The following is a 14,386-nucleotide window of genomic DNA, read 5'->3' on the forward strand; positions in this document are numbered from 1 at the left end:
ACGTCCCTCTACGCTGCAGTGTTGTCGCGCACAAGGATGGCAATGCCTGCGACCAACGCCCACCCCAAAAAAGATAGGACGATAACGGCAGTCCATACTAATCCGCGCCGAGGATACACCGAATCTTCTGGCAAACTCGGCTGCACGTAAATCATGAGATAGGCACGTTGTCGTTCCGATAGTAAGCGGGCACTTTCATAAGAAGAAACAGAAAGCGCGTATTCGTTCTGTGCGATGGTCAGGTCGACTTGCTTGTCCGCCAACACGCTCGCATGGGCGGCGAGGGTCTCACCTTCTTCACCATTGCTAGGCCGCCCTGCGATGCGGCTTTCATAGGTGGAAATCTGCTTGCGTAAAGCGTTAGAACGCGCTTGCAACGAAGCAAGCATCGGCGTTTCAAGCGCGTCATTATTTTTAAGCGTATCCACCTGCGTTTCAATTTTGGACAACTCAACATAAAGCTGGGTCAGCAGTTCAGAAAAGCTGTTAGCTGTCAGGTCAACGTCCAACACGCCGGCTGCAATGCGCGCATCTCGCATGGCTCCAACCGCGGCTTCAAGCCGGTCCTTGGAGAGCTTCAACTCTCGCGAGGTCTCTAACAAAGTATTTTCTTCGTTGTGGCGCGTGAGCTGGTTTACCATTCTCTCCGAAATCCGCGTTATTTCTTGCGCCAGAGCTAAACTATCCGCGGGAGAGAAAGTGCGCACCTGCAAGGTAACCAGTCCACTGCTTTGGTCTACATTCAGCTTGACTCGACCATTCCAATAATCATTGAATTTCTCGATCGACATCTCCTTAGGCGCTTCGGCGAGGAAATCCCAAGTACCGGGGTGGAACATCTGCCTTAGATTGAAGGTCTTCTCTAACTCGACTATAATACTTCGGCTTTTCACATATTGGGCAATGATTTGTCCGTCGCTGGACTGTCCTGAGTTGAGAACTGATGCCAGACTTGAAAGCGCCTCTAGGCCATTCTGCTGGCCGGAACTAACGGAAAAGCGAGCCTCAGATACATATTGGTTCGTCGCGATGAGCCACAAGTAGAGAGCGCCGACGATAACCGGCATCACAAAAAGAAACACAAAACTACCAATGAAAAATCTTCGATAAAAGCGGTCAGTGCGCCGCGCACGAAACCCCCCGCCGCCGCTGCTGACAGGGCGCGGTATGCGAGCAGTCCGAGCAACACGTCGCAGCTCAATGGAAATTGCCTTAGATCGAGAAGAGGCATCCGTTTCTATGAGTGCTCCGCCTGTAGACGTGGCAATGCTGTCCATATCTAGGAGCCTATTCGTTCAATTTGTTATACAGTTCAATAGCGTCGTCGACATTTGAAAACTCATACATGATACCGTGGGCGAGTACGACAACCCTGCTGCAATAATTGCGAATTGTTTCCATCGAATGCGAAATCATGATGATGTCCGATCGGGCGCGCCTGCTCGCGAACTCCTCGTTGCATCGCGCCTGAAAGCGGGCATCGCCGACGGCTGTCACCTCATCAATCAGATAGCACTCGAAATCAATCGCCATAGATAGACCAAACGCAAGTCTCTGAGCCATCCCAGAGGAGTAGTTCTGATATGGTTCGTCCATATACGCGCCGATCTCTGCAAAATCCTCGACAAAGGCTACAGTTTTCCTCGGATTCTGCCCATAAATGCGTGCAACAAATTGGACATTCTCCCGACCCGTCATTAACGGATGCAATCCACCAGCAAATCCCAAGGGCCAAGACACACGCCCTGAGCGTTTAATATGGCCCGAGTTTGGCAACTCCGTACCAGCAAGCATCCTCATAGTTGTTGATTTCCCGGCGCCATTGATACCCAATATCCCATAGGATGTGCCAGCCCGGAAGTTCATCGATACATGGTCGAGAATGATTTTTGTCCCGCCTTTTGTGCGGAAGTATTTAAAAACTTGAGAGAGCCTTATCATGACGACAGCAGTTTTCCACGCAGGAAACGTTCCCCCAGTAAACCGAGAAGGAAAATAACTGCTGAGACCATTATAAGATATGTTTCCGATAGAAACTCCGAGTAACTATCTTCGTAATAAGCCGATCGCAACCACTCAACGCTTTGGAAAAGAGGGTTATACGACACAATTACTTGCATCTCTCGAGGCATAAGCGAAATGTTCCATACGACGCCCGAGGTGAGATACATCACTATAACCGATAAAATAAAAACAATTTGCCACATCTTAAATACGGATTTGGCGATATTACTAAAAAATCCTATAGAAATTGCCAGAAATATCGTAGCTATAATACCAGAGACAAATGCGTATATATTAACCGGGATTAAGTCTACGTCCAAAAGAAACGCGAGAAAAAATAGAAGTATCACTACAATTGACGCAGTGAACATCTCAATTAACGCTCGCGAAATCATAATATCTATGGCGCGAACCACTGGAAAAAAGAGAAGAGCTCGGTTCAGTTCTATTGCCTGCCCCATCATTCTAGCTGGGTAGAGGCATAAAATATATGGCAAGATCCCTGTCACTGCGTTTACAATTGGGTCTCCGCCCGTCGGAACAAAGCGACGCGCATAAGCCATCGAAGAGGCCATAATAACCAGATGGCTGAAAGGCCATAAGATCGCCATGATATATCCAAAATGGGAACGACCAAAGCGAGTCCTCATGTCTCTCAACATGAGAGCACCGATGATATTGGCTTTGTTACGCAACACTGATTTAGCGCCTCTCCATTTTAAGCTCGTTCAATCTATATTTTTCTGCTGTCCGAATTTACGATCACATCAACGTCGAAAGAAATCTTGCTGGATTTCAACTTCAACATCTTTTTACCTTTTCCCTCGACGTATACCGTGAAAAACCGCTCAAAAGCATGCGCGAGAGAACCATCTACTTGTCCCATGTCCATACCGAAATCAGCGACTCCCAAATTAGCCCTAAAAATTGGCTTCAAAGTGTCGAAATCAAACCAAAACATTGTCCCAGCTACGAATTCTCCTTTTCGATATCCGGCGGTAATGTCAAATCGGTTTGCCAGAAAGTTTAAAGGAGCTACATTCCCATCCACGTATTTTTCAACATTCAATGACAGAAAGGAGCTTTCAGGCGCCGCTATTCCCATGTTTTCTTTTCCAAAGAAGCTACGCTTTAGTTGAGTTATAGCTTGTTTGGACAGAAGCCCATCGAGCAAATTATTTCTCCAAATATCTCCATCCACGCGGTGAGTCGATTTTTTAGAGTGGATTTTGCACGCGTATTTGTAACCATCTTCTATTATTAGCTGCCCGACTTTCACGAACGGATATACATCGCGCCCACAATTCTCCGCAATGAATGCCTTGCGTGGGTTTAATTTGATCAAGGCTGCGCTAACTTGCTCAGGCGACCAAAGCTCAGGGAAGCTCACGACCAAATCAATTTTTTCCGACTGCCGGACGTCGGCCAGGAAAAGATTGAATTCGTCCACAAGATCATAATAAAAAAGATGTAGTATGATGACATTGTCGCGGGCCTTTTGTGCACCCAAATTGTGTGCGTCGCAAAGCGCCTGTATCCCTGAGCTGTCGATCCCGAATTCGCGCACCACGCTTCGTAAGGCGGTCAAATAGCCGTAACCGTGACGCCTATCCGGTTCGAGATAGGCGCCCTCTGCCCATTCATTCCAAGCATTGATAAAAACAAATCGCGAATTAGGATTTTTGCCACGGGCAGCCTGAAGAAAGGCGGCCTTTAGCCAACGCCGAAATAAGGTTGGCGACGCTCCAAGAAACACATCCCCGCGTCCAGGTTTTCTCGGTTCAGTGTCCCATCCGACAAGCGCTCCAGGGTGAGCTCGAGTATTTTCGTTACCAGGCGCCAAATACTGGTTCTCAACGTACTCGACCGCGCCTTGATATGAAAATGCCGTCGTCTTGGCCTTTTTATCTAGTCTTGGGCCGGTGACGACTTGTGGCGCTTTCACACCATGCGGAGGGAAGTCATAAGTTCCATCTACACCCTCGACGTTGGATGCTGTGGTTCCAAATGCTGAAACACCGAGGATATGCAATCCATTCAGGCCTGCTTCCCGCGCCCGCTGCCTCCATAAATTGCTCATTCGCGCGAAGTCTGGGATTAGATCGGGCCGATAGATTAGCAATAGTGGCTTCCCATCGACCCTGATGTAGCGCTCGTCAGATATATAGGGCAACCAATCGTTAAAGACGGCCTCGCAATCATCCTCAGAGTGGTTTTGGGCGATCAGAACGTCTGACTCGAGGCCGTCCCAACGACGTGTCCAATTTTCGTTCGCCCAGCAAATGCAGTAGTTAATGTTGAGAGATTTGTTCTCCAAGAACATGTTCAACGGCCGCTCGAGAAGTCTCTTTCCATCAAACCAATAGTAGTAGAAGCAGAAGGCGTGCAGGCCGTATAGTTGCGCTAACTCCACCTGTCGTTGCATCGTTTCGAAGCAACGAAGATCGTAAAAACCGAGCTCCCCTGGTAGTCTGGGCTGATAGTGCCCGTTGAAACGGGGGATTGCTTTCGATACATTCACCCATTCCGTAAAACCCTTCCCCCACCAAAGATCATTTTCCGAGATGGGGTGCATTTGAGGGAGATAGAACGCAATCGTTTTTACATTGAAGTTTACATTGCCTATGGGGTCTACCGCCATCCCGGCGTATTCGTGATAGAACCTGCCATCATGTGCTGTATAACTTCTGACGTTATATTCGACTTCGTAATTACTACCAACTGCGGCGTCAGAATTTAATAGCAAAAATGGCTTATTTTTTCCGGCTTCCGAACCAAAGCTTTCAAATGGCTTCCGCCGTTCATGGCGGCCGTAGATCTGGTAGTGCATTGCGGGGCTAAGGCCACTATCCTTCACGTCAGGATACGCGCGGGCGTACCATTCCTCATCTACGTAAGGCGCGCGGTTTTCTTTCTGGCCGAATCGATGATAGTGCTCAAAAGGGAGAAATTTGCTGCTGCCCACGTCGGGATAAGTTTCAAGGTACCAGTTTTCATCAAAAAGCGGATGCGGCAGCCGGCCTTCTTTTAGACCGTAGCGCATAAAATGTCTCCAGGGTTCCACCTTTTTTTCTCGGACATCCTCGTATGTCGAGAGATACCAAGTCGCATCGAATATCGAGTTCGGCTTTCCGTGGAGAATTCTGGAAATGATTCTCGACAAGAGGTTCACTTTAATTGTGGAATTCTTGCGTTTGGACAACTTTTATCTCTCTTGTGCTGTTGGTAGTTTGATCTCTGGCGCCGTCGTGCCGCCATGGTACGTTTGAATTGAGATCCTTCTCCGCAACGATGGCGGCAACTTGTATCAACGCTCGAATCGCATAGAGAGCACTCCGAGCTGTGAGCTGCCACAACGAGAATGTTTGGCCAGTGCTTTCCAACGCAAGCTTCGCGCCTGCAATGCTAGTAGGTCTTTCACACGCCGAAGCGAGATGTTTCTTGCTGGAAAAGTTGAAATATAAACCGTGCTCAAGATGGCATTCAACTCCAGTGTCGACATCACCGTGGGCATTAAACCGAGTTCCCAATTCAACCCCTAAAGCTACCTTGGCGCCGCTGCTCCCATAAGGTGAACAGAGTGTTCCTGATCATTTTCCAAGACAACCTCACGCAGATTTTTACTGCAAACAAAAAAGCTCCCAAAACGTTTCCGCCTTGGAAGCCCTCCTCTTCTGAAAAAAGATTCGCACTTTTGGCGATGACAGTCAAGAGTTTAAGGTTCTGTTGACAATGTAGGATAACCAAACCTTTGCGGCAGCCTACGCGAATAAGGCTTGAGAGGAGGCGTTGGTTATCGGATCTGGTGGCAATCCTGCGAAACTGCTCGAGACAAAAAAATGGTCGCGGCAGCCTGTCAACGCCGCGAGAATTTTCCCCAGGAGAGCCGAAGCGAATTCTCGCAGTGCCCGGCAAATCGCGCATAGAGGTCCCATCGGCCACCACTCCGACTGTATCAGCGATATGCGCTCGCGTACTGGTGTTCCCCTTCCTCATTCCCCTGAGATCTAATGGACGCGCCCACATCCATACTCAGGCCTCAATATTTTCCAAAGACGCCGCATGCCCAAAACATCCAAAGCCTCTTTTCGAGTAATCCGTGGTGACATCAGATGGAAATGGCCGTGTGATCAGAATCGTAAAATAAAATGAACCACGTATATCTCTGTGAAGCACATACTGTCGGTGTACCCTGAGAAAATCGCTTGGTTCTCCGGTAGCGTTCCGGGGTCAGAAGATTCTCACCCTGATCGACACCAGCTCGGCTTGCGGCGCATCGAGGTGTCCACACAGGGAAACCACCGCGCACCTGTAGAAATGGATGACGTCCGTGAGACATTGCACCTCCAAGCCTCGGGAGCGCGGGCTATAACGCCGATGCGTTGACGAAGTCTGGCTGCCGATTTGAGCAATGCGCATTGAAGGATCGCCCCGCCGAGAGTTACAAACACCACGCGTCCTATCACCCGACAATCAAGGTTGGTTCTTCTTTTTCCTTGCCAGACGCAAGACTGCGTCGACGCTTTAATGCGCAATGGCATGGTGATCTTTACCGACTGCAGCCACTTGCGGGAAGACGGTAGGTCTAATCGCTGTCGGTGCCTTTCCTTGTGTGCTTCTGGCTTTCCAGAATTGGGACCAATCGGCGCTGCCGATTTATTTCCTAACGCGAAAAGCCCCCGGAATGGGGCCGCGTCAATCTGTTGATGTCAGCTTTCGGTAAATCGACCTAAGCGCGTATCTTGTTTGCTGCTTCACACCATGTTTGATTTCCATGAAGTGATTCAACTTGGAGGTGAAATGGATACGCCCACCCCAGACGACGAAATGAAGACACTCCGAAGCGCATTCGAACTATAAGCGACCAGTTCACCCGAGCAAGGCAGGGCTGAGTGAGAACACCAAAGATGTACGACGTGAAAGCCCTTTTGAGTGCAACCCTATTTACCCTCCTGCTGGTACCACCTGCGACGGCCTCACGGGATATCCGTGTACGGGTGCACGTCAGACAAGAAGCCCGCGCGGATACGAGTGGTTGCTCCAATTAAGAATAAGCCGTCGGTTGAAGCAGCCTTTCGCCAGATCATTCGAGGCCGCACATCAAATGGGTTTCTCGCGCAGAAGAAAACACCCAGCGGTGCGGATTGGCAAAACGCCCTGGCGACCCTTGAGCAGTCGAGCGGAGGCAAGCTTCCAAAACAACTACCGGCACTCGTGGCCGAGTCTATTGAGATTGGTAAACGCTCCGCTTCCCAAAATCTGTATCGCGGCAAACGAATGGCTGATGGGGAAGCCGCCGCTCAAGGAACCCAACGGGCTATTGGTATTTACCTCTGTTTAGGAGGTGAGCAACATGCTTAGCGCAACCAGGGCCCTTGATAGGCGGAGGAACTTTTGTGGAGTTGCCCCATAAAAACCGGACAGGATCAGATTTCTGTTTGACGGTTTAAGAACTCACGCGGGGATCGATATCCCAAAGCCTTGTGCGGGTGAAGCGTGTTGTAGTGCTCGAACCACAATGGCAGTTGGGCGATGACGGTTTCTGCGTCGGGAATGGGGTTGACCGAGACGTAGTCGCGCTTGAATGTTTTGACAAAGGCTTCGGCCATTCCGTTGGACTGAGGGCTGCGAACCGGCGTCGTGCAAGGCTCCATTCCGATGTCCATCAGCAGCGATTTCGTGTCCTTTGCAATGAAGCACGAGCTGTTGTCGGTCAGCCATTCAATCGGCTTGGGAAGGGTATTGATGCGACCGAAGCGGTTCTCGACGGCGGTGATGACAAGGTCCTGAACGTCTTCGCTCTTGATGCCTTGGGTGGTGGCGACATGGGCGATGGCTTCACGATCACAGCAGTCGAGAGCAAAGGCAACGCGGACCTTCTCTCTGTTGTCGCAGCCAATTTCGAAGCCGTCAGAACACCAACGCAGGTTCGAGTGCTCCACGGCAACACGGCCGTCATGGCGACGGCTATCAATGGCACCTGTGTGGCGTTGGAGAAGCAGGCCGTGCACCTTCATCACCCGATAGACGCGTTGTCTAATAGCGATCCTGGAGTCAAGGTGGTTTGGCAACACAGTATCGCGACCGTATTGCGGGCCTGCAAAGCGGTGCACGTTATTTGATTAGATCGAACCTCAGCAGCGTGACTTTCTGCAGTGCTATCCGGTGCCGGGAGCAGCGTTGTCTCCGCGGTCGACACATGGTCGCCGCATAATGGGTCTTCGCAGGTGGACCTTCCTATGTTTAGCACGCAGTCTCAAGCGAGCGGCGACGCGAATAACGGAATGATCCAACCCACGTCCGCGGCACGGACGCTCAGTGCCTCAAACCAGATTTGACGCGCTGAGGTGAGAAGGCTGGTTTCGCTTATGCGGTAGCGCCAGCCAATGCGTTGAACACTCCCCCCGTCTTGAGCATGCTGTGCATGATGACAGCGAGTTTTCGGGCGACTGCCACTGCGGCACGCTTGAAGCCCAGTCGCTCGCGCAGTTTATGTCCCCATGTTTTGAGACTGCACTCGGTCCTGGCACTGGTTCTTGTGAGAAGCACCGTCGCCGCTTCATAAAGCAGCCCTCGGAGATGATTGTCGCCTCGTCGCGAGATATGTGGCCGTCATAATCGACTTCGCCGGACTGGTATCGACGCGTTGTTAGCCCGAGCCAGGCGCCAACACAGCGCGACGTTTTGAAGTTTTTTGGATTTTCGATCGCGGCGACATACGAGACGGCGGTGACGGCGCCAACCCCGGGTATCGCCATCAAGAGCTTCGTCTCCTGGCTCTCCCGCGCCGCTGTGAGCAACTGGCGATCAAGATCAGCCGCGCGCCTGCGTATGTCGCGCCAGGCCTCCGGCAGAGGCAATATGATCTTTGCCAGGCCGTCATTCCCATCCACCAGCTTTCTCACATTGCCATCGAATACCCGACCCGTCCCTTTGGGGACGATGAGACCAAATGTTTTCATCAGGCCGCGGACTTGATTGCTGAGCTGGGTCGAGATGCTGAGGAGATGATTGCGAGCCGCCACCAGCGTTCGTGTCAGCATGCTATCGAAAGCCTTTACTCGGACTGCTTTGAAGAAGCCGGCTTCGGCCAAATGGGCCAAGCCATCCGCGTCATTAGCATCCGTCTTGTTGAGCGTCTCGTCCAAGACCTTTTGTGCGTGCCGCGCTTCGATGCAGATTGCTGGAACCCCTTCGGCTGTTAACGCATGATAGAACCATGTCGACAACGGTCCTGTTTCGAATACGACGCGCTTGGCGTGCGGGGCGTGTTTGCGGATCATTTCCGCCAAAAGTTTTGGGTCAGAGGGGCACTTGCCGCGCCATATCCGCTTCCCGTCCCTTCGGATCGAGATCGCAGTCTCTTTCAATGAAACATCAAGCCCTATATATTCAACCATGGTTGCCTCCATTGATGTTTGGGCCCGGTGCTAATCGTGAGCCCGTATTTCCATCTTATCGGGGGCAACCACCCTTACCAGCCATCATCTAGAATTTGACTTGGGACCACCGCGCCGCGATTACCCCATGTTTAGCGTTCGGCCATGGGCGGCTTTCGCTGCCGGCTTTACGGTGTAAGATCGCGTGAACCCGGCGATATCCGTAGGTCGGCATCTCGGAGATGATCGCTTTGATTTCATCAACGAGATCATCATCCGCGAGCGGCGGCCGACCACGGGCTTTGGAAGGACGCTGTTTCACTCGCTCAGCCATGTTTGACCGGGCAACACTAAAAGTCTCGCACACAGCCGTCATCGGGAACTTCCCTTCGGCAACGACAGCGAGCGCAACAGGTGCTTTTTTGGGCCTGTGGCGATCTCAAGCGCCTCTTTGAGAATCTCGCCTTCCATCGTCTTCTTGCCAAGCAGACGCTGCAACTCTTTCACCTGGTTTTGAAGGGCGCGATATTCGGACGCCGGGACAACATCCTCCTCCGCAGCCGTGGCCGTCAGAGCGCCTTGAATCGAGAGCTTACGCCAGGTGAACAACTGGTTCGGCTGAATGCCATAGCGGCGAGCAACAATGCTCACCGTAGCATCCGGCTCATATGTCTCCTGAATGATGGCAAGCTTCTCTGCCGTCGACCAGCGACGGCGGCGCTCAGGACCGGACAAGACTTCCATCTTCGGATTGTGACTAGTCATAATGGGCACATTACCTCGCACACTTGTTAAGTGGGAGATCGTGTCCGGATATTTATGGGGCCATTACATTTTGTGATATGTGCACTGGTATGGCGCCCTTGCCAATCGCCGATGCGATTTGGTTGTGAAGCCGACCAAGCTTGGAAAAGGCAGAGGACTGGGCAATGCGGAAGAATGGCACCGGGTGTAGGGGAAACGAGCCATTAAGGACCGGGCGGCCTTATGCACATCGCAGGGAGGCGTGGCGGGTTCTATTTTCTATCGCGCACGCAATCTCAGTGTGTTAAAATGGATACATCGGTATATTATATACGATAGATCGGCTTATTTAGGAACCTCTGTGCTAGAACAGAGTTATTAGCATTTGAGGAACACGGATTAATTAAACAACATGAGATCAGTATTCAATGCATACGTTGGCAAAGGGATTGTTTTCCTGCTTGTTGGCTTAGTCCTCAGTATTACGGCGATGCAATATTTCAGCAACGAGCTGACTCGGGGTGTGCAGATGACCACTCCGGCAGAAGCCGCTGCGACGGTGGACTGACTGAGCGGGAAGTTTCCCCGCGCCGGCGGGATTAGCTTGCCATGCGTAAGCAATTAGCTTCAATAGCTCGATCCATCGTCCTGAGAAGCAACATGTTATCGTCGTTTACTACGTCGCGTAATCAACGTTAACCTGCGATTGTGGCGCTCCAACCGAGTTTGGAGGATTCACAAATGTCGTATGGTTGGATATTCGTTGTGGCGCTGATTGCCAGTGCTCTCAGTCTTTTGACTGATCGAACATGATACGCCCCAAACCCGTCGCCCTCGCTCGTTGTTCAAAAACGAACGCCATAACGAAACCTACACGTTCGTGGTGTCGCTAGGCAAACCGTCTTCTTTGTTCTCTTGACATCTGTAAAATTTGGTTCGTGTAAAACACCCGAGAACGGTTGCCGAACGGATTAAGGACAGTTGGTCAACAAACGCGGGTGCCTACCTCTTTCGAAGGAGTCACTACCTGTGGATAACCTCACCCGACGGGGTGACGCCTCAGCGCATTACCGACGTTTCGTTGTTGATTCGGGGGAATAGGCGCCTGTGTAGGCGGCTTTGTCCATCACCGCCCACACCTCTCGACTCCGAAACGATTGTAAGGACCGTAATTTTTCCACAGGCATCCAGGTCCCGCTTCAAAACCAAGACCACTTCCGCTTGTTGTTACCGTGGTTTATCTTGAGTGGATCTCGTCAGCCCGGATGCGCAGAAGTACGTAAGTCTTGATCTGACCAACATGCCGAGGATCGTCGGAGCCACTTTGACCTCATCCATCGCATTAAGCCGCTTGTCAGGAGCACCAAACTTTTTCATGAAATTTGCGTGAGAAGCTTGTGCCGCAGGCGTCCGAAACATTTCCTCATTTCGAAAACCCTCACCTCCCCCCTGAACTCCCCTTGATTCCATTGAGAAACCGAAGCGTTCCCCTCACCTTCTCCTAGTAATGCTCGTTCTTTTGGGATCGCCTACAGCCGCCGAAATCAATTGACCTTTGTTCAGGGGGAAATGAAGGCTGCTATTGGATATCGATACGCCGGAAACCAGCCGGGTGGAATGCCCCGCGGAACATGCGATCGGCAAGCGGGCTACGATTAGGCTGCAGCAGCTCATGTTGGCCGGATAGCCGAAGCGCTTCAGCCATCTCCAAAATCCGGTCCTCGACGGCCTTGGTGGCCAATCCTCAAACTTCATGCGGCGTCTCCAATCATCTCAAGCAGGTCGCCCTGAACGGGCTGGAAGAATTTTACTGAAATCAAAATGAGCAGCACATCGCTTGCCGGGATGCCGCAGCGCATCCCCTTGGCTTTCCGGCGAAGGCTGCCGAGGTTGATGAAATCGACGTCGGCGACGAGCGTTCGCCGGTTGATTAGTTCCGGGGTTTTGAGCAAACACCGCGAGACCGCCTTGAGCATATCGGCATACAGTCCGCGAGCGTTTTGCTTCGTGCCAGTCATGAGCTGCAGGACGAGGCGCAATTGCCCCTCCCCATGTCTGGCGCCGATCTCGCGCACCGTCGGTTTGCAGTAACACTCGAACGGCCGGCGGCTGGCCGAGCTATGTAGGTTGCGTCGATGAGGCGCACGTTGCATTCCGGTTAACCTTGTAGATGGTCGATGCGGTGCCTGTCATTCCGCCCCCGTTGGAACAAAATTCAGAGATGCGAGTTTGGCGCCCAGCAAGACTCTGGGAGGAGCACAATGCACCCGAATGAAATCTGCAACCCAACCGAGATTCAGTGGCAGCCAGTGACCGTCCGACTTCGTGGCGGCGTCGAGAGGAAGGTCTGCGGCCCGCTCCAGGGCTTCGAGATTCTGAGCCGGCACATCGTTGGCCCGAACAACAAGATTACTGCAAATGCCGCTCGCTGCTGTCGTCTGGCCATGGAGGGAAAGATGTCGCCAGAACAGGCCCGTCAGGCGTTTGTTGCCGCAACGATAGAGCAAGAACTCCGCGCAAACTGAGACCATGGAGGACTGACTATGACGCTTCCCGTAAATCCCGGTCCCGACCTGCCCGGCCCCACACCGCCGGTTCAGCCGATCGATGTGCCGGACTTGCCCCCAGTTCCGCATGACGAGCCTGACCCCGGCCGACTGCCAAATGACAAACCGGAGCCAAATCCGGATGAGCCCAGCATCGGCGACGTTTTGAGGGATTTAAGCTAAATCGCTCACGCGAGAGCTCTTCCATCTTGTTAAAGCTCACCTGCGCCGCTTTCGCGGGCAGGTACACGGTCGGGTCGATACGCTTACATTCCGACGCCGGCCCGAATGTTCTCAGCTTGTGATCGCGCCGCAACGCATGCTCGCCGGCCGGATCGCACTTCGCCGCGGCGACACTGCGAACCCATCCGGGCGCCTTCGCGGCGTTGACCTTCATCCGGTGCTCCTGCTTGGCGGTCATCGTCCCAGCCTGCTGCTTTTCCATGCCTTCTCGATGTCTTCTCCGGCGTGCCCCACAGGACCTTTTTGTTTGGCTTGAGGCGCTCGGGCGGCCGAAACCACAGTAAAAACAACGTCAAAAAACTGAGAAGTCCTGATGGAATTCCCTTCCATCTAGCCCCGATAGTGCCGTTGGGCCAGCGGGGATACGGGCGCCATCCCTGGCCGCCCCCACAGCAGCGGGTAGTGCCGTTGGGCCAGCATGAAATCGATAATCTAGAAGTCACCTGGGAAAGCCTCGTTCATGATCGTCGGGGAGGTCGATCAAAAACCATGCGGCACATGCTTTGAATGGTAAACGGCCGGTTGAGTTGAGCAAATAGTCCATTGCGTTTTCAGACATCGGCTTGTGCGCCCGGCAGGAATTCGGAAAGACATAGGGCCCCTTTCCTGTGTTCGTGCGGACAGTCTCGATAGCCTAAACCCTCTCGTGATGGCGACACCAGATTACCAGCGCCTCGCCCGCGATGAAGTGATGCTCGATACGATGCAATTCAGCAGGTACGTCGTATCGGATATCGCGAAACAGGCATCACCATGAATCCTGACGACCTGGCTGACCTCGAACTGACTAAGGACGCGGTCGCAAACTACCTCATCGTTCAGCCAATCGAGGGTGGTCAGAGCCGTGGGTGGCGCTTGCCAATCGTCCACAAACCGCTATGCCGGCTAGTTCCCCGTCGGGTGCTCGCTACAGCTGCCGAAGTGCTCGACCGCCAGCAGGTCACGTTCGAAATATCAATGGAGAATTCCGATGGGGTCGAGAACGTGGCGACTGCGCGCGTGGAGGAGCGCTTGGCTTCGGCCGTGTATCGGGCTGAGAGCATCGCAACCGGCGAGTTCGAACAGTATCCGTTTGGTGGGATGATGGCCAGCCATACGCCGGCGGGCACGCCGCGCAGTTAGTCCGTCCGCGCGGCATACCCGCCGGCCCGCTAGAAGTTTGGAAGGGATGTAGATCGACGGTCGGTCGCACTCACATCCAAATTAAATATCGACCCTACTCGGTAACCGCGGCATCCGCAGGCGTGCTGTCCGTCTTCTTCAATAGCACGACATCTTCGATCTTCTGCTCGTCAGCCGTGACGCTTGCGGTCGTCATCGACCGGTCCGCGTCTGCTTGAGCGTTGACCTTGTGATAGTCGCACTCGGCGAAAGCGGCAGTGGCTGCAAGGCCGATTGTGGCGGCAATAATGAGAACCTTCTTCATCGACAAGATCTCCGTTGAAGTTACGCTTGGAGAATACCGCCACG

General features: G+C 52.6%; 10 protein-coding genes and 3 pseudogenes. 3 read left to right on the top strand and 10 right to left on the bottom strand.

From position 1 onward, the window contains the following. Positions 1-8 precede the first annotated feature (8 nt). The 4 genes from ACP7E0_RS09320 to ACP7E0_RS09335 all read right to left on the bottom strand — a co-directional run bounded on the left by ACP7E0_RS09320 (position 9) and on the right by ACP7E0_RS09335 (position 5,047). Positions 9-1,277 (bottom strand): hypothetical protein, encoded by a 1,269-nt coding sequence (locus tag ACP7E0_RS09320; RefSeq protein WP_426124445.1) that lies wholly within the window; start codon positions 1,275-1,277, stop codon positions 9-11. A gap of 10 nt (positions 1,278-1,287) precedes the next feature. Continuing rightward, positions 1,288-1,941 (bottom strand): ABC transporter ATP-binding protein, encoded by a 654-nt coding sequence (locus ACP7E0_RS09325; RefSeq protein WP_426124446.1) that lies wholly within the window; start codon positions 1,939-1,941, stop codon positions 1,288-1,290. Then, the gene (locus ACP7E0_RS09330; protein WP_426124547.1) at positions 1,938-2,666 is read right to left on the bottom strand and encodes an ABC transporter permease; all 729 of its coding nucleotides are present in this window, start codon (positions 2,664-2,666) and stop codon (positions 1,938-1,940) included. Before ACP7E0_RS09330 ends, ACP7E0_RS09325 begins: the two co-directional genes overlap by 4 nt. Positions 2,667-2,737: 71 nt before the next feature. After that, a complete protein-coding gene (locus ACP7E0_RS09335) occupies positions 2,738-5,047 on the bottom strand; it encodes a glycoside hydrolase family 99-like domain-containing protein (RefSeq protein ID WP_426124448.1) in 2,310 nt (769 codons plus the stop codon). A 1,988-nt stretch (positions 5,048-7,035) separates the two neighbouring features. On the opposite strand from ACP7E0_RS09335, the gene ACP7E0_RS09340 reads away from it, so the two are divergent. Further along, positions 7,036-7,365 (top strand): hypothetical protein, encoded by a 330-nt coding sequence (locus ACP7E0_RS09340; RefSeq protein ID WP_426124449.1) that lies wholly within the window; start codon positions 7,036-7,038, stop codon positions 7,363-7,365. Between the two features lie 65 nt (positions 7,366-7,430). Here the strand turns inward: ACP7E0_RS09340 and ACP7E0_RS09345 are convergent. From ACP7E0_RS09345 to ACP7E0_RS09360, 4 genes and pseudogenes are all read right to left on the bottom strand, one after another. After that, positions 7,431-8,039 (bottom strand): annotated as a pseudogene (locus ACP7E0_RS09345) (DDE-type integrase/transposase/recombinase); the annotation flags it as partial. 331 nt (positions 8,040-8,370) lie between these two features. After that, positions 8,371-9,404 (bottom strand): annotated as a pseudogene (locus ACP7E0_RS09350) (IS110 family transposase). A 130-nt stretch (positions 9,405-9,534) separates the two neighbouring features. Next, positions 9,535-10,148, bottom strand: a pseudogene (locus ACP7E0_RS09355) (transposase); the annotation flags it as partial. 1,730 nt (positions 10,149-11,878) lie between these two features. Further along, positions 11,879-12,166, bottom strand: a complete 288-nt coding sequence (locus tag ACP7E0_RS09360; RefSeq protein WP_426124450.1) for a hypothetical protein — start codon at positions 12,164-12,166, stop codon at positions 11,879-11,881. Between the two features lie 222 nt (positions 12,167-12,388). Between ACP7E0_RS09360 and ACP7E0_RS09365 the strand changes: the two genes are divergently transcribed. Next, positions 12,389-12,652, top strand: coding sequence for a DUF982 domain-containing protein (locus ACP7E0_RS09365; protein ID WP_426124451.1), 264 nt, complete (start codon positions 12,389-12,391; stop codon positions 12,650-12,652). A 16-nt stretch (positions 12,653-12,668) separates the two neighbouring features. Here the strand turns inward: ACP7E0_RS09365 and ACP7E0_RS09370 are convergent, their stop codons facing one another. Beyond that, entirely contained in the window at positions 12,669-13,118 is a 450-nt protein-coding gene (locus ACP7E0_RS09370; RefSeq protein WP_426124453.1) for a hypothetical protein, read from the bottom strand. Between the two features lie 524 nt (positions 13,119-13,642). On the opposite strand from ACP7E0_RS09370, the gene ACP7E0_RS09375 reads away from it, so the two are divergent. Continuing rightward, positions 13,643-14,038 carry a phage major capsid protein gene (locus ACP7E0_RS09375; protein WP_426124548.1) on the top strand — a complete coding sequence of 132 codons (396 nt, stop codon included), beginning with the start codon at positions 13,643-13,645 and terminating at the stop codon, positions 14,036-14,038. A 94-nt stretch (positions 14,039-14,132) separates the two neighbouring features. Here ACP7E0_RS09375 and ACP7E0_RS09380 read toward each other — a convergent pair whose 3' ends face one another. After that, positions 14,133-14,342 (bottom strand): hypothetical protein, encoded by a 210-nt coding sequence (locus ACP7E0_RS09380; protein ID WP_426124454.1) that lies wholly within the window; start codon positions 14,340-14,342, stop codon positions 14,133-14,135. Positions 14,343-14,386: the final 44 nt, after the last annotated feature.

Origin of the sequence: Pararhizobium sp. PWRC1-1 (genome assembly GCF_049897905.1) — a bacterium.
In the GTDB taxonomy this organism is placed as follows: Bacteria; Pseudomonadota; Alphaproteobacteria; order Rhizobiales; family Rhizobiaceae; genus Pararhizobium.